This is a genomic window from Allobosea rubneri (assembly GCF_032464875.1).
Classification (GTDB): domain Bacteria; phylum Pseudomonadota; class Alphaproteobacteria; order Rhizobiales; family Beijerinckiaceae; genus Allobosea; species Allobosea rubneri.
On sequence record NZ_JAWDID010000046.1, the window covers coordinates 26,070 to 41,688 of the forward strand.

General features: G+C 70.2%; 16 protein-coding genes. 9 read left to right on the forward strand and 7 right to left on the reverse strand.

Annotated features, from left to right (window positions below; translation table 11 throughout):
* Positions 1-8 precede the first annotated feature (8 nt).
* Genes RKE40_RS22615 through lpxK form a run of 3 tightly spaced genes read left to right on the forward strand, consistent with a single transcriptional unit; the run spans position 9 to position 3,093 of the window.
* Positions 9-770, forward strand: coding sequence for a lysophospholipid acyltransferase family protein (locus RKE40_RS22615; protein ID WP_316020465.1), 762 nt, complete (start codon positions 9-11; stop codon positions 768-770).
* Positions 767-2,068: a 3-deoxy-D-manno-octulosonic acid transferase gene (locus RKE40_RS22620; protein WP_316020466.1), complete on the forward strand. Its 1,302-nt coding sequence runs from the start codon at positions 767-769 to the stop codon at positions 2,066-2,068. The genes RKE40_RS22615 and RKE40_RS22620 overlap by 4 nt, the downstream gene beginning before the upstream one ends.
* On the forward strand, positions 2,065-3,093 hold the full coding sequence (lpxK, locus tag RKE40_RS22625; protein ID WP_316020467.1) for a tetraacyldisaccharide 4'-kinase: 1,029 nt from the start codon (positions 2,065-2,067) through the stop codon (positions 3,091-3,093). The genes RKE40_RS22620 and lpxK overlap by 4 nt, the downstream gene beginning before the upstream one ends.
* Here the strand turns inward: lpxK and RKE40_RS22630 are convergent.
* Complete coding sequence (locus RKE40_RS22630) at positions 3,064-3,285, reverse strand: DUF2093 domain-containing protein (protein WP_066468068.1); 222 nt, start codon at positions 3,283-3,285, stop codon at positions 3,064-3,066. The two genes, lpxK and RKE40_RS22630, sit on opposite strands and share 30 nt — an antisense overlap.
* A gap of 118 nt (positions 3,286-3,403) precedes the next feature.
* Here RKE40_RS22630 and RKE40_RS22635 point away from each other — a divergent pair, with 118 nt between their 5' ends.
* Positions 3,404-4,252, forward strand: a complete 849-nt coding sequence (locus RKE40_RS22635) for a dienelactone hydrolase family protein (protein ID WP_316020468.1) — start codon at positions 3,404-3,406, stop codon at positions 4,250-4,252.
* 43 nt (positions 4,253-4,295) lie between these two features.
* On the opposite strand, the gene RKE40_RS22640 is transcribed toward RKE40_RS22635, so the two are convergent.
* The gene (locus tag RKE40_RS22640) at positions 4,296-5,072 is read right to left on the reverse strand and encodes an SGNH/GDSL hydrolase family protein (RefSeq protein ID WP_316020469.1); all 777 of its coding nucleotides are present in this window, start codon (positions 5,070-5,072) and stop codon (positions 4,296-4,298) included.
* Between the two features lie 81 nt (positions 5,073-5,153).
* Complete coding sequence (gene xseA / locus RKE40_RS22645) at positions 5,154-6,665, reverse strand: exodeoxyribonuclease VII large subunit (RefSeq protein WP_316020470.1); 1,512 nt, start codon at positions 6,663-6,665, stop codon at positions 5,154-5,156.
* Positions 6,666-6,895: 230 nt separating this feature from the next.
* On the opposite strand from xseA, the gene purD reads away from it, so the two are divergent.
* The 3 genes from purD to RKE40_RS22660 all read left to right on the forward strand — a co-directional run bounded on the left by purD (position 6,896) and on the right by RKE40_RS22660 (position 10,023).
* Entirely contained in the window at positions 6,896-8,176 is a 1,281-nt protein-coding gene (purD, locus tag RKE40_RS22650) for a phosphoribosylamine--glycine ligase (RefSeq protein WP_316020471.1), read from the forward strand.
* A gap of 75 nt (positions 8,177-8,251) precedes the next feature.
* Positions 8,252-9,166, forward strand: coding sequence for an alpha/beta fold hydrolase (locus RKE40_RS22655; RefSeq protein WP_316020472.1), 915 nt, complete (start codon positions 8,252-8,254; stop codon positions 9,164-9,166).
* A complete protein-coding gene (locus RKE40_RS22660) occupies positions 9,163-10,023 on the forward strand; it encodes a patatin-like phospholipase family protein (protein WP_316020473.1) in 861 nt (286 codons plus the stop codon). Before RKE40_RS22655 ends, RKE40_RS22660 begins: the two co-directional genes overlap by 4 nt.
* Here RKE40_RS22660 and RKE40_RS22665 read toward each other — a convergent pair.
* A complete protein-coding gene (locus tag RKE40_RS22665; protein ID WP_316020474.1) occupies positions 9,983-10,729 on the reverse strand; it encodes an ArsR/SmtB family transcription factor in 747 nt (248 codons plus the stop codon). The genes RKE40_RS22660 and RKE40_RS22665 overlap by 41 nt on opposite strands.
* A 155-nt stretch (positions 10,730-10,884) precedes the next feature.
* Between RKE40_RS22665 and RKE40_RS22670 the strand changes: the two genes are divergently transcribed.
* Positions 10,885-11,625, forward strand: a complete 741-nt coding sequence (locus tag RKE40_RS22670; RefSeq protein WP_316020475.1) for a sulfite exporter TauE/SafE family protein — start codon at positions 10,885-10,887, stop codon at positions 11,623-11,625.
* 20 nt (positions 11,626-11,645) lie between these two features.
* Here the strand turns inward: RKE40_RS22670 and RKE40_RS22675 are convergent, their stop codons facing one another.
* From RKE40_RS22675 to RKE40_RS22685, 3 genes are all read right to left on the reverse strand, one after another.
* A complete protein-coding gene (locus RKE40_RS22675; protein WP_316020476.1) occupies positions 11,646-12,251 on the reverse strand; it encodes a nucleotidyltransferase domain-containing protein in 606 nt (201 codons plus the stop codon).
* A 62-nt stretch (positions 12,252-12,313) separates the two neighbouring features.
* Entirely contained in the window at positions 12,314-12,832 is a 519-nt protein-coding gene (locus tag RKE40_RS22680) for a GNAT family N-acetyltransferase (RefSeq protein ID WP_316020477.1), read from the reverse strand.
* On the reverse strand, positions 12,832-13,260 hold the full coding sequence (locus RKE40_RS22685) for a nucleoside deaminase (protein ID WP_316020479.1): 429 nt from the start codon (positions 13,258-13,260) through the stop codon (positions 12,832-12,834). The genes RKE40_RS22680 and RKE40_RS22685 overlap by 1 nt, the downstream gene beginning before the upstream one ends.
* Before the next feature lie 226 nt (positions 13,261-13,486).
* Between RKE40_RS22685 and RKE40_RS22690 the strand changes: the two genes are divergently transcribed.
* Positions 13,487-15,619: pseudouridine synthase (locus RKE40_RS22690; RefSeq protein ID WP_316020478.1), on the forward strand; the 2,133-nt coding region annotated here is incomplete at its 3' end.

Genomic DNA, 15,619 nt, shown 5'->3' on the forward strand with positions numbered 1-15,619 from the left:
ACCGTTCGATGGGTTTCTCGCTGCTCAAGACGCGATTTGCACAGGAGGCGCTCGGGCGCAGCCTGGCCTGGTATCTGCGCCTGGTGCGCCGGACGAACCGTTTCGTCATCGAGCCCGCGGACGTCTATGAGCGCGTGCGCCCGGAACTGCCGCTAATCATCGCCATGTGGCATGGCCAGCACATCATGATCCCGTTCGCACGGCCGGACTGGATGCCGGCCTGCTCGCTGGTCTCGCGCCATGGCGATGGCGGCTTCAACGCGGTCGCGCTGCGCGAGCTCGGCATCGGCGCGATCCGCGGCTCCGGGGCGATGGGCAAGAAGGTTCGGGAAAAAGGCGGGGCGCCGGCCTTCCTCGCGATGATGCGCCGACTCGCGGCCGGCGAGACCATGGTGCTGACCGCCGACATCCCCAAGCGCGCCCGGGTCTGTGGCGCCGGCATCGTCGCGCTGGCGCGGGCGTCGGGCCGGCCGATCCACCCGATCGCCGTGGTGACCAGCCGGCGGATCGATTTCAACAGCTGGGACAGGGCCTCGATCGGCCTGCCCTTCGGCCGCGGCGCGATCGTCGTCGGCGAAGCGGTTACGGTGGCGCGCGATGCCGACGAGGCGACCTGCGAGGCGGCCAGGCTCGCGGTCCAGGCCGGGCTCGATGCCGCGCATGAGCGCGCCTATGCGCTGATCGGCGCGCGCGACCCGGGCGCCGGCCTGCGCGAAGCCGCAGCCGCCAAGGACGCTGCCACGGCAGCGGCGAAGGCAGCGACACCATGATCGGCCGCAGCCTGATCATCAGCACCTATCGCACGCTGACGGCGCTGCTCGAACCGGCTGCGTTCGGCCTCCTGCTCTGGCGCCGGCGCCGCGGCAAGGAAGATCCGGCGCGCATCGCCGAGCGGCGCGGCTATCCGAGCGTCGACCGGCCCGACAAGACCCTGGTCTGGCTGCATGGCGCCAGCGTCGGCGAGACCGTGACCCTGCTGCCGCTGGTCGAGCGCCTGCAGCGCCGGGGCCTCGCGGTGCTCGTCACCTCCGGCACGGTGACCTCGGCAAGGCTGCTCGAACAGCGCCTGCCGGCCGGCGCGATCCATCAGTACCTGCCCCTCGACGTGCCGCGCTACATGCGCCGCTTCCTCGACTATTGGCGCCCAGACCTCGGCCTGGTCTGCGAATCCGAGATCTGGCCGAACCTGATGATCGAGGCGGGAAAGCGCGGCATTCCGCTGGTCCAGGTCAATGCCCGCATGTCCGAGCGCTCCTTCCAGCGCTGGTACAAATTCCCGAAGACCTCGCGCTATCTGCTCTCCGGCTTCGAGCGCTGCCTCGCCCAGTCGCAGGAGGATGGGCAGCGCCTCGCCCAGCTCGGCGCCCCGCGCGTCAGCATCGCCGGCAACCTGAAATTCGACGTGCCGGCACCGCCGGCCGACCCCAATACGCTTGCTCTGCTAGACGGCTTGATGGCAGGGCGCCCGGTCTGGGTCGCCGCCTCGACCCATCCTGGCGAGGAAGAGGACGTGCTCGCCGCCCATCTCGGGATCAAGGCGCATCTGCCGAAGCTCTTGACCATCATCGCACCGCGCCATCCCGAGCGCGGCGAGGAGGTCGAAGCGCTGGTCCAGGCGAACGGTGTCGTCAGCGCGCGACGCTCGCTCGGACAATTGCCGGAGCGCGATGTCGAGCTCTATGTCGCCGACACGCTCGGCGATCTCGGCCTGTTCTACCGGCTGGCGCCGGTCGCCTTCATCGGCGGCTCGCTCGCCCCGATCGGCGGCCACAACCCGATCGAGCCGGCCAAGCTCGGCTGCGCCCTGCTGCATGGGCCGCTCGTCCACAAATCCGCTGACCTCTTCGCCGCCTTCGACGCCGGCGGCGGCGCCCGCCAGGTCGCCGACCGGCAGGAACTGGCCGGCGCCGTGCATCGCTGGCTGAGCGACCCGGCGGCGGCCCGCCAGGCGGCCCGCGCCGCCGCACAGACCAGCACCCAGCTCGGCGGCGCGCTGGAGCGCACCGTGCAGGCGCTCGAGCCCTTGCTGATGCGCGTCGCACTCGGCCAACGCGAGCCGACGCCATGATGTCGGCACCGGACTTCTGGTGGCGCACGCCACCGGCTGTCCCTGCCCGGCTGCTGCAACCGATCGGCGCGATCTACGGAGCGGCGACCCTTTCTCGCATGCGCCGCCCCGGCGCCGATGCCGGCATCCCAGTGATCTGCGTCGGCAATTTCGTCGCCGGCGGTGCCGGCAAGACGCCGACCGTCCTCGCGCTGGCGGAGCGCCTCGCCGCCATCGGCGAAAGACCTTTCGTGCTGTCGCGCGGCTATGGCGGACGCGAAGCCGGTCCCCTGCGGGTCGAGCCTGCGCGCCACGGCGCGGCCGAGATCGGCGACGAGCCCCTGCTGATGGCCGGGCATGTCCCGGTGATCGTCGCCCGCGACCGGCCCGCCGGCGCGGCCCTGGCACGTTCCCAGGGCGCCAGCCTGATCGTGATGGATGACGGGCTGCAGAACCCTTCGCTGGGCAAGGACCTGCGGCTCGCCGTCGTTGATGGCGCCGCCGGCATCGGCAACGGCTTCTGCCTTCCGGCCGGGCCCCTCCGGGCGCCGATCGAAGGGCAGCTCGGGGAAACCGATGCGGTCATCGTGATCGGGGCCGGCGAGCCGGGCGAGATCGTGGCGAGGAAAGCTCGGTCGGCAGGCCGCCCGGTGCTGCGCGCTGCGCTTTCGGTCGTGCCGGAGGTTCGGGCCCGCCTCGCCGGGCTTTCGGTCCTCGCCGCCTCAGGGATCGGCCGACCGGAGAAATTCGCGGCGACCCTGCGCCAGAACGGCGCGAGCATCGTCGGCGAGCGCCGCTATGGCGACCACCACCCCTATGCCGCGAGCGATGTCGCTGCGCTGATCGCGGACGCGAAGGCGCAGGGCTGCGTCGTCGCCGTCACCGAGAAGGATATGGTCAAGCTGGAGCCGCTCTGGCCGGCCGACGAGCGCGAACGCCTGCTCGCGGTTCCGGTCAGGCTCGGCTTCGAGGACGAGAACGCGCTCGCCGCGCTGCTGCTGCAGGCGCTGTCCGGCTCAGGGGCGGCCGCCGCGGCGCACCCTTAGCTGCACCGCTTCCGGCGAGACATAGGCTTCCTGCCACTCGACCGACCAATAGCGCAGATCCTCGAGCCGGATCGGCGCTCCCGTGACCGCGCAACGCACGAAGGCGCCGGGACGCACGACACGAAATTCGCCATGACCGTAGTCGAGCAGGGCCTCGGAGCCGGCGGACGGCAGGCGCTCATTGATGTTCATGACGAATCCGGTCTGCGGTGATGCGACAGGCACCGCCGCGGGCATTGCCACGGGGCGCAGAGACAAGTGTATGAATAAATTGCCTGATCATGGCGCTCTTGTGTTAACGTTCCGGCCGATGATGTCCAGTCTGGTCCGTATCCTGCTCCTCGCGGCAGGGCTGCTGCCCTGCCTCGCCGCCGCCGCAGGGGCCGGAGGCTATGAGCGCGTGCGCATCGCGCTCGACGATGTCCAGCTCAATGCGGTGCTCTACCGGCCGCAGGGACCGGGTCCTTTCCCAGCCGTGGTGGCGCTGCATGGCTGCGGCGGCCTCTGGCGCGACAAGGACAAGCTCTCCACCCGCCATAGCGACTGGGGCGAGCGGCTCGCCGCCGCCGGGTTCATGGTGCTGATGCCGGACAGCTATGGCTCGCGCGGCCTCGGCTCGCAATGCGGTGTCAAGGAACTGACCGTGCGGGCGAGCCGCGAGCGGGTGATCGATGCTGTCGCCGCGCGGCACTGGCTGCAGGCCCGGCCGGATGTGCGTGCCGACGCGATCTCGCTGCTCGGCTGGTCCGGCGGCGGCTCGACCATCCTCGCCGCGGTCCGCTCCGACCGGAGCCCGGCCGACAAGCAACTGGATTTCAAGCGCGCAGTCGCCTTTTACCCCGGCTGTCGCACGCAGCTGGAATCGCGCAGCTTCGCCGCGCGCCTGCCCGTGCTGATCCTGATGGGGTCAGCCGACGACTGGACCCCGCCGGCGCCCTGCGACTACCTGGCGAAAGCCGCCCGCGCCCGCGGCGAGTCGGTCAATCTCGTGGTCTACGAGGGCGCCGTGCATGATTTCGACCATCCGCGCCTCGATATGAAGCAGCGCGACGACATCGCCTATTCGGCGACGGGGACCGGCAAGGCGACGGTCGGCACCGACCCGGCGGCACGCGAGGACGCGATCCGGCGCGTCAAGGAATTCCTGGCAGGGAAATGAGCGATCGCGCGCGCTTCCGGAGCGGCTGCTCCGGAGCGGGCTTTCAGTGCGCGGTCGAGGCGAGGGTCACGCCGGGCGCCCGCTCGAGCAGCGAACGGGCGATATCCTGCGCGAGGCAGGAGTAGCCGGCATCGCTCATGTGGAAACGGTCACCGGCGAGCGCCGCCATGAAGCCCTCGGCATCGCGCTGATACCAGCCGGACATCGCCGCGAAGCGCGACAGCACCGGAACCCCATTGGCGCGGGCGATCTCGGCGATCGCGTCGACATAGGCGCGGTAGCGCGCCGTCTCCTTGATCCCGGGATAGAATTGCGGATCGAGGATGGCGAGGCGGGTCTGCGACTGGCGGGCCGCGGCGATCCCGTCGGCGATAAGCGCGCTAAAAGCCTGAAGATCGCCGCCGGTGACGGCATCATTGGTGCCGACCTGCCAGATCACCAGATCGTAGCGCGTCTCGGCCAACGCCTTCTTCAGCCGCTGCAGCGTCTGCGGCGCGATCTCGCCACCGATGCCGGCATTGACGATCTCGACCGGCCGGCCCGAGAGCCCCTGGCGCAGCAGCGCGGCGAGCCGCGCCGGATAGGTCCGGTCCTTGGCGCTGGCGCCCACGCCTTCGGTCGAGGAGGAGCCGATCGCGAGGAGACGCAGCGGCCCGTCACCCTTACGCCAAAGCGCAGTGAAATCCGGGGTAGTGGCGGTGGTGATGAGCGAGGTCGGCCTGCAGACGAACTCAGAGGCCTTCGCCGGCGCAAGCGCAAGGCCCGGCAGGGAAAGCATCGCCAAGGCGCAGGCATAGGCCGTCCGGATCCGAATCCGCATCAGGCACCCCCAACCGTCGATAGATTGCGGTTAGCCGGCGCTTGCTGAACGCTGCCTGAACGGTCGCGCGTCGACGCTGCTTCAGAAGAGATCCCCCTGCCCGCCGGGTGCCACGGTCTTGCGCGGCGCCGGACGCGGGGTCGTGCCGCCCGGCACGACGGCGCCGAAGCTGCCATCAGCGAGCGTGACCTGCAGGGCCATGCCCGGCCGCGCCGCCGCCGCCTGCCGCAGCAGTACGCCGTTCTCGTCGCGCACCAGCGCATAGCCGCGCGCCAGCACGGCCTGCGGGCCGAGCGAGGCGGCGAGCGTCCACAGGCCGTCGAGCCGGTCGCGCCGACGCTGGACGAGGCGCGCGAAAGCGGCCTGCCCCCTCGCGGCGATGGCCTCCAGCCGGTCGTTGGCACGGGCGATGCGCTCACGCTGCCGAAGCACCACATTGCCGCGGGCAAGGACGAGCCGTCCGCCCAGGCTGTCGAGCTTCACCGCCAGCGTCGCCAATCGCGCCGCCGGTGACTGTACGTGCAGGCGGCGATCGAGCTGGGCGAGCCGCTGTTCATAAGCGCGGGCATTGCGCGCCAGCGCGGGACCAAGCCGGGCAGCTGCGAGGTCGAGCCGCTGGCGCGGGCCGGCGAGCAGGTTCTCGGGCGTCGGCAAGGCGCGTCCGAGCGCACGCAGATCGCTGCGGCGTCGATCGAACAGGCGCAAGGTCGCGCCCGCATGGCGACGCGACAGGTCGGTGACCTGCGCCAGCAATTCGGCGTGCACCGGCACGACCTTTTCGGCCGCGCCGGTCGGCGTCGGGGCGCGCAGGTCGGCGGCGTGGTCGATCAGGGTCCAGTCGGTCTCGTGACCGACGGCGGAAACCAGCGGGATCAGCGAGGCGGCGGCGGCGCGCACCACCGCCTCCTCGTTGAAGCCCATCAGATCCTCGAGCGAGCCGCCGCCGCGCGCGACGATGATCACGTCCGGGCGCGGGATGCGACCGCCCTGCGGCAGCGCGTTGAAGCCGTTGATCGCGTTGGCGACCTCGACGGCGCTGGTCTCGCCCTGGACGCGGACCGGCCAGACCAGCACGCGACGCGGAAAGCGTTCCTCCAGCCGATGCAGGATGTCGCGGATGACGGCCCCGGTCGGCGAGGTGACGACGCCGATCGTTCCCGGCAGATAGGGGATGAGCTGCTTGCGGCCTTCGTCGAACAGGCCTTCGGCGGCGAGTTTCTTGCGGCGCTCCTCGAGCAGCGCCATCAGCGCGCCGACACCGGCCGGCTCCAGCGAGTCGATGACGATCTGGTAGCTCGACTTGCCGGCAAAAGTGGTGATCTTGCCGGTGGCGATCACCTCGAGCCCCTCCTGCGGCCGGGTCTTCAGCCGGCCGAAGACGCCCTTCCAGATCACCGCGTCGATCTTGGCGTTGACGTCCTTCAGCGAGAAATAGACATGGCCGGAGGAGACCGGACCGCGATAGCCCGAAATCTCGCCGCGCACGCGCACGAAGCCGAAAGCGTCCTCCAGCGTGCGCTTGAGCGCGCCGGAGAGGTCGGAGACCGACCATTCGGGGGCATTGCCGGCAGGCTGAGGCGATTCGTTGTCCATGGCGCGGACCTTACCGACGCGAGCGCGATAGCTGAAGCGTTGCCCCGTCGGTCCGCGAGGGTTATTGCGCCATGCGAGGTCAGCATCCAACGAGCCCTCATCCTGAGGAGCCGCGAAGCGGCGTCTCGAAGGATGCTTCCAGCGCGCTCTGGAACCATCCTTCGAGACGCGCCTGACGGCGCTCCTCAGGATGAGGGCTGTGGGTGACGCGACAGAGCGGAGACGGCGCAATGAACATCCTTCTGATCGGCTCGGGCGGACGCGAGCATGCCCTGTCCTGGGCGATCTCGGCCTCGCCGCTCTGCGACAAGCTCTTCATCGCGCCCGGCAATCCCGGTACGGCCGAATGCGGCGAGAACGTCGTGATCGACATCACCGATCACGAGGCGGTCGCCAATTTCTGCAAGCTGCAGAGGATCGGCCTCGTCGTGGTCGGGCCGGAAGGCCCCCTGGTCGAGGGCATCGTCGACGATCTCGCTGCAGCCGGCATCAAGGCCTTCGGCCCGTCGAAGGCCGCGGCCCAGCTCGAAGGCTCGAAGGCCTTCACCAAGGAGCTCTGCGCCGAGTTCGGCATCCCGACGGCAGCTTTCGCCCGCTTCGACGATCCCGACGCCGCCAGAGCCTATGTGGCGAAGCATGGTGCGCCCCTAGTGATCAAGGCGGACGGGCTCGCCGCCGGCAAGGGCGTGGTGATGGCCGAGACCGTCGAGCAGGCCAATGATGCGATCGGGATGATGTTCTCGGGCGGGCTCGGCACCGCCGGCGAGGAGATCGTCATCGAGGAATGGATGATCGGCGAGGAAGCGAGCTTCTTTGCGCTTTGCGACGGCGCGCATGCGCTGGCCCTCGCCTCGGCGCAGGACCACAAGCGCGTAGGCGACGGGGACACCGGCCCGAATACTGGCGGGATGGGCGCCTATTCGCCGGCCCCGGTGATGACGAAGGCGATGGAAGCGCGCGTCATGGCCGAGATCATCCAGCCGACGCTCGCCGGCATGGCGCGGCGCGGCTCCCCCTTCAAGGGCGTGCTCTTCGCCGGGCTGATGATCACCGCGGAAGGGCCGAAGCTGATCGAATACAATGTCCGCTTCGGCGACCCCGAATGCGAGGTGCTGATGCCGCGCCTGAAGAGCGACATCGTGCCGGCCCTGCTCGCCGCCTGCGACGGCGTGCTCGATGCTTTCGATCTGCGCTGGTCGGAGGAAGCGGCTTTGACCGTCGTGCTGGCGGCGAAGGGCTATCCCGGCACACCGGAGAAGGGCAGCGTCATCGCCGACGTCGAGAAGGCGGCGGCGCAGGACGGCGTGCTGATCTTCCATGCCGGCACGCAGGACAAGGAAGGCAAGCTCGTCGCCAATGGCGGACGCGTGCTCAACGTCGTCGCCCTCGGCAAGAGCGTCAGCGAGGCGCAGGCGCGCGCCTATGCGGCTGTCGACCTGATCGACTGGCCGGGCGGCTTCTGCCGCCGCGACATCGGCTGGCAGGCGGTGAAGCGCGAGCGTGAAGGCTGACAGAACCGGGTACGCGGCCTAGATAGGCTGTGACGGCCGAATGCTCTCGGCTGCCGGGCCTGCGGAGGACGCGCCATGACCAATATCGACTCGCTCTTCCCCGGCTTCACCTCGCACTGGATCAACGGCCCGGTCGGCAAGATCTTCGTCCGCGTCGGCGGCGAAGGCCCGCCGCTGGTGCTGATCCACGGCTTCCCGCAGACCCACGCCGAATGGCACACGATCGCGCCGGAACTGGCGAAGAGCCACACCGTGATCTGCCCGGACCTGCGTGGCTATGGCTGGTCGGCCGCGCCGCATGGCGACGGTGGCACGGCGCTCTACTCCAAGCGGGGCATGGGCGAGGACATCGTCGCGGTGATGGACGCGCTCGGCCATGTCCGCTGCGCGGTCGTCGGCCATGATCGCGGCGCCCGCGTCGCCTATCGCCTGGCGCTCGACCATCCCGGCCGGGTCGAGCGGCTCGCTTTGCTCGACATCCTGCCGACGCTCTCGATGTGGGAGGGCATGAACGCCGCGCGCGCCATGCAGGTCTATCACTGGACCTTCCTGGCGCAGCCCGAGCCGGTGCCGGAAAACCTGATCAAGGGCGATCCGGCCGGCTGGCTCGACCATACGATCGCGAGCTGGACACGGGCCAAGGAGCTGAAGGCCTTCCACCCGCTGGCGCTCGCCTCCTATACGGAGTCGTTCAACGATCCCTCGCGCATTCACGCCGCCTGCGAGGATTACCGCGCCGGCGCCACCACCGATCTCGCCCAGGACAAGGCCGACCTTGCGGCCGGCAAAAAGATTCTCTGCCCGGTGCTGGCGCTCTGGGGCGATGGCGGCATTCCGGCCAAGGGCGCAAGCCCGCTCGAGATCTGGCGGCAGACCTTCGCGCCCCAGGCCGAGGGCCAGGCCATCGCCAGCGGCCACTTCCTGCCTGAGGAAAACCCGCAGGCCACCCTGGCGGCCCTGAAGCCGTTCCTGGCCCGGCCCGCGGCATGACCGCCTCGCCTTCTCCCGCCCCGGCGAGCCCGCCGGAGCTCGTCCTCGTGCTCGGCTCCGGCGGGGCGCGCGGGCTCAGCCATATTCCTGTGCTCGAAGCGCTCGACGAGCTCGGGATCAGGCCCGCTTTGATCGCCGGCTCCTCGATGGGCGCGATCATCGGCGCAGCCTATGCCGCGGGCCTCTCGGGTAGTGAGCTGCGCGAGCATGTCGAGAAGACCTTCCGCGACCGCGCAAAGGTAGTCACCCGGTTGCTGGATGCCCGGGTCGGCAAGTTCGCCGATCTCTGGCGCGGCTTCGGCAATCCGGTACTGCTCGATGGCGAGCGCCTGCTCGACCTGTTCTGGCCGGAAAAGGTGCCGGACCGCTTCGAGGAGCTCGGCATCCCCTTCCTCTCGGTCGCGACCGATTATCATCTCCACGAGGAGGTCGTGCTCGGCAATGGCCCGCTGACACCGGCGATCGCCGCCTCGCTGGCCATCCCCGGACTGATCCGGCCGGTGACGATCGGTGGGCGGGTGCTGATCGATGGCGGGGCGGTCAATCCCCTGCCCTATGACCGGCTGCTCGCCCCGCACCGCATCGTGCTCGCCATCGACACCAGCGCGCCGGCCATGGTCAGCGACAGCCGCGTGCCAGAGCCGCTCGAAGCCCTCGTCGGCGTCTCGCAGATCCTGACCCGCGCCCTCGTCCAGCGCATGGTCGAGCGCCAGCCGCCCGACATCCTGATCCGCGCCGGCGGCGACGGTTTCGGCGCACTCGACTTCTTCAAGACGCAGGCCATCCTCGACGCCGCCGCGCCGGTGAAGGAGGAGGTCAAGCGGAAGCTGTCGCAGGCGCTCGAACAACGGGTATAGGCTGCTCTGGCGCGTCGCAACGAAAGCCGGGCAGGCCTGCCTCCAGCGCCTCGCGCCCGGCATCGGTCAGTTGCACGGCGCGGCTGTCCTTGATCCGCCGGACCCAACCGGCCTCGAAGCAGCGGCAGGCGAGCGCGGCCGCGAGCGAGCCGGCGAGATGCGGGCGGCGCTCGCTCCAGTCGAGGCAGGGACGCAAGGGCGCACGGCGGCTCTTCTGCGCGGCGGCAAGGTCGATGCCGAGCCCGGCGAAGATCGCGACGCCGGAACGGGTCAGGCCATAGCCGCCTTCCGAAACCGAGAGATGCCCACCAGCGACCAGCGCGTCGTGAATGGCGATACCGAGCCGGCCGGCGAAGTGGTCATAGCAGGTCCGCGCCTCGGCGAGATCGGCCCCAACGCGCGACGGCAGGCGCCGACTGGTCGGCTGGCCGCTGGAGAGCACCATCAGCCCCTCCAGAGTCGCTGCGACATCCGGCCCGGCGAGACGGTAGTAGCGGTGACGCCCCTGCACGGCGACGCCGAGCAATCCACCCTGCAGCAGCTTGGAAAGATGGCCGCTCGCCGTCTGCGGCGCGACGCCGGCAAGGAAGGCGAGCTCCTTGGCGGTGAGCGCACGACCACCCATCAGCGCGTGCAGCATGTTGGCGCGGGCGGGATCGCCGATCAGATGCGCGATCTCCGCGAGATAGGGTCCGTTGATGGCCATGGGTAGAGCCTCCCCTTGCTCGCGCATCATCACCCGCACGGAGCCGCAGGCAAGCAACGACACTACGGCCACAACCGTAGTGTCGGGGCGCGACAGGGCGCGGCAGGACTGCCACAAGCCATTCATGGCAACCGACTGACAGGGCCGGCCGACAGATGGACCAGACGACGCTGCTTCTCTTCATCGCCGCGACCTTCGTGGTCGCTGGCTTCGTCAAGGGCGTGATCGGGCTCGGCCTGCCGACCATCGCCGTCGGCATTCTCGGCGTGGTGATGGCGCCGGCACAGGCGGCGGCGCTGCTGGTGATCCCCAATCTGGTGACCAATAGCTGGCAGCTTTCCGGGCCAAAGCTCAAGGCGATCGCGCTTCGGCTCTGGCCGATGCTGGCCGGCACCTGCCTTGGCACCTGGGCCGGCGCCGGCCTGCTGGAAAAGGCCAAGGACGGCTCGGCGACGCTCTGGCTCGGGGTTGCGCTCGTACTCTATGCGCTGGTCGGGCTGAAGGCGGCGAAGCTGCGGGTGCCAGCCGCTCACGAAGCCTGGCTCGGGCCGGTCGTCGGCGTGCTGACCGGCGTTTCCACTGCAGCGACCGGCGTCTTCGTGCTGCCCGCAGTGCCCTATCTGCAGGCGCTCGGCTTCGAGAAGGAGGAACTGGTACAGGCACTCGGCCTGTCCTTCATCGTCTCGACGGTCGCGCTCGCCTTCGGGCTGATCGGCGCCGGCGCGCTCGACTGGACCATCGCCGGCGCTTCGCTGCTCGCCCTGCTGCCGGCGCTGGCGGGAATGGGCGTCGGCCAGGCGATCCGGCAGCGGATCTCGGCCGCGACCTTCAAGCTCTGCTTCTTCGCAGGCCTCCTGGCGCTGGGCTGTTATCTGGTGTTGCGGGCGATGGGCTGAGGGCGCGCGAGGCAACCGCCCTAAAGCATCCCGATCCAATCATGGCCGGGATGCGTCGCTGCGAGGCTCTTCTTCAGCCAGGACCGCTCGCGCGCCGGCAGCTTCGGCATGGCGTTTTCGAAATCAGCCTCATCCTTTGGCCTGCGATGCTTCGCCTTGAACAGCAGCACGCCGGCCGGCTTCAGATAGGGCACCCCGTCCGCGGTCGTCGCCACCATCTCGGCGCGCGGGCGGATAAGCTGGGGATCGCGCTTGTAGGCCCAGATTTCCGGCGTGCCCGGCTCGATCATCATGTCGGCCCGCCAGCTTTGCTCGACCTCGTCGCGGCACCAGACCTGCCAGATCGAGTCCGCCGGCTTTTCATGGTCGGGCAGATGCGCAACGACGCCGCTATCGGCCGTATAGAGCGCCATGCCGCGCAGAGCCTGCCTGAACCTTCGGAAATCGGGGCGCAAGATCGTGAATTCGAGATCCTCATGCTCGCGCGTCTGATTGCCGAACCAGAGATCGAGCGCCCAGCCGCCGACGACGCACCAGGATTGCGATAGGCCAGCCAGCCGGCGCGCCAACTCCGTCGGATGCCAGGCGTCCCATGCCTCCTGATCCGGCTCCTCCGGCAAACTCATGGACGCATCCTGTCGGACCCGCCGGCTCGCTCGATTGGAGTGTCCATTCCGAGACGCGCCTCTTACAGCCCGAAGGCCGCTGGATAGGTCACCGACCCCGCCTGCCCCGCCAGCGCCCCTGGAACCAGTTCGAGCGCCATGAAGGCCTCGCCAGCGAAAGGCGAGGCCAGCTTGCTCGCCAGCGCGGCCGAGAAGCCGAAGCGCGGGTAATAGTCGGGATGGCCGAGCACGATCACCGCCGCATATCCAAGGCGGCGCCCCTCGTCCAAGGCCGCCTCGATCAGGCGTCCTCCAATGCCCCGCTTCTGCTGGCCGGGCAGGACGGCCATCGGAGCCAGGGCCAGCGCGTTGACCGGCCTTCCGTCCATGGTCGTCGGCAAATGGCTCAGCAGGATATGACCGACGATCGCCCCAGCCCGAACCGCGACCAGCTCGACTGCGACGAGATCGTCCCCGCGCAATCGCTCGACGATGCCGACCTCATCCTCGCCCCCGAAGGCCGCACGGTTGAGGGCAGCGATGGCATCGTCGTCCGCAGCCGTCGCAGCGCGGATATCGATTGCTTCGCCAGTCAGCGGCATCAGCGCCTTTCCTTGAAGAAGTCGCGCAGCAAGGCGGCCGCCTCGCTCTCGCTCAGCCCGCCATAGACCTCCGGCGCATGATGGCAGGTCGGGCTGGCATAGAGCCTGACGCCGCTCTCGACCGCGCCACCCTTGGGATCAGAAGCGCCAAAATAGAGACGGCGCAGCCTGGCGAAGGAGATCGCCGCCGCGCACATCGGGCAGGGTTCGAGCGTGACATAGAGGTCGCAATCGATCAGCCGCTCGGAACCGATCTCCTGGCAGGCCATGCGGATCGCCAGCATCTCGGCATGGGCGCTCGGGTCCTTCAGCTCCAGCGTCCGGTTGCCGGCGCTAGCCAGAACCTTTCCGTCCCGCACGACCACCGCGCCGACCGGGACCTCGCCGCGTAGGGCCGCGGCGCGCGCCTGCGCCATGGCCAGCGCCATCGGCGCGGCGGACGTCCCGGCGTCGGGCGTCTCGGACATGGGCGTCTGGGACATGGGCTCGATGCGCCCTGCGTCGACAGATGTCATCGAACCCTCATCATTGCCGCTCGCGGCGCGCCGCCGGCCCTGCTACAAGCGCCGGCTACGACCCAATTTGGAGACGGCTTGCCTCGCGGCCCCTGCGAACCCCATCGCGGCCGACGACGGGACTGCTCTTGGAGCCATTATGAGCGACGACAACAACCAGAAAAACCGCGGCCCGCGCAAGGGCGGAAGCGGTGGACACGGCGGCGGGCGCGATGGCGGCCCGCGCGGCGGCAGGCCGCCCGGCCGCGGCGCCGGCAAGCCTCCCTTCCGTTCGCGCGAGGGCGACGACCGGCCGCGGCGTGCCCCGGCCGAGGGCGCCGAGCGCCGTTTCGAAGGCGAGCGTCCGGCCAAGCGCTTCGAGAAGAAGCCCTTCGAGAAGAAGCCGTTCCGCGAGCGTCCGAGCGGCGAGCGCCCGGCCCGCGAGGGCGGTGAGCGCCCCTTCCGTGAGCGCAGCGGTGAAGAGCGTTTCTCCAGCCGCCCTCCGCGCGAGGGCGACAGGCCCCGCGGCGACAGACCGGCTCGTTTCGAGCGTCCCGGCCGCGATGCCGGCTCGCGCCCGCCCCGCGAGGGCGGCGAGCGCCCCTTCCGTGAGCGCGGCAGCGAGGATCGCTTCGCCAGCCGGCCGCCGCGCGAAGGTGGCGAGCGGCCACGCGGCGAGAGGCCTGCAGGCAAGGGCTTCGGTGCCAAGGGCTTCGGCGCCAAGGGGTTCGGCGCCAAGCGCTTCGACGCGCCGCGCGGCAGCAATCCGACCCGCAGCCGGCCCGACCGCGCCCATCGCAGCGCCGCCGACATCGCCGAGGCGGTCTCACCGACCATTCTGCCGACGATCGAGCCCGAGCGCATCGCCAAGGTGATGGCGCGCGCCGGCGTCGCGTCGCGCCGCGATTGCGAGGCGATCATCGCCGAGGGCCGCGTCACCGTGAACGGCCAGGTGATCGAGAGCCCGGCGCTCGATGTCGGCCCTGCCGATGTCGTGCTGATCGACGGCGAGCCGCTGCCGGCGCGCGAGCGCACCCGGGTCTGGCTTTATCACAAGCCGCGCGGCCTCGTGACGACCAACCATGATCCGGAGGGGCGTCCGACCGTGTTCGACGCGCTGCCGGAGGACCTGCCGCGCGTGCTCTCGATCGGCCGGCTCGACATCAACACCGAAGGCTTGCTGCTGCTGACCAATGATGGCGGCCTCGCACGCATGCTGGAGTTGCCGGAGACCGGCTGGCTGCGGCGCTATCGCGTGCGCGCCTTCGGCCATGTCACGCAGGAGCGGCTCGACACGCTCAAGGACGGCGTCACCATCGACGGCGTCAACTATGGCCCGGTCACCGCCCGTTTCGAGCGCGAGCAGGGCGCCAACACCTGGCTGATCGTCGATCTGCGCGAGGGCAAGAACCGCGAGGTCAAGAACCTGCTTGAGCATATCGGCCTGCAGGTGAACCGGCTGATCCGGATCTCCTTCGGTCCGTTCCAGCTCGGCGACCTCGCCGAGGGCGAGGCGGACGAGATCCGCTCCAAGGTGCTGAAGGACCAGCTTGGCACCGAGCTGATGGCCAAGGCCGGCGTCGATTTCGAGGCGCCGCGCCGCGACGAGCTTCCGCCGCAGGAGCGCCCTGCCCGCGGTCGCGCTCCCGCCGGCGACGACCGGCCGCGCCGCCGCCCGCGCGAGGATGCCGATGGCATGCCCATCGTCCAGCGCACGCCCTCGCAGGACGACCGCAGCGACAAGCCGTGGAAGCGCACGGTCTGGCGCGACGAGGAGGCGCAACCGCAGCGCGAGCGGCGCGCCGCCCCGCGCCGCGGCGCCGACCCGAAGGAAGAGCGCCAGGCCCGCGAGGCGAGCGGCACGGTCGTTCGCGTCCGCGACAAGGCGATCGAGGATCCGAGCGGCCGCCGCGTCAAGGTCGAGCGCGTCCGCGCTGCCGCCCCGGCGGAGCAGCCGCGGGAGACCGGGCTGAAGCCGCGCGCGCCACGTGGCGAGCGACCCTCCCGCGCGCCACAGGAGGCGTACGGCCCGGATCGCAGCGGCGATTCCCCCTGGAAGGGCAGCGGCGACTGGGCCGACGCGCCGCCGCGCGGCAAGCGCCCGCCACGCGCCGGTGGCGACGAGGCAGGCTCCGAGCGCCCGTTCCGCGGCAAGCCCTCGGGCGACAGGCCGGGCGGCGGCAAATCCTTCGGTGGCAAACCCTCCGGCGGAAAGCCGTTCGGTGAGAGGTCGGGCGGCGGCAAGTCGTTCGGCGGCAAGCCCTTCGGCGGAAAATCGTTCGGTGACAGGCCC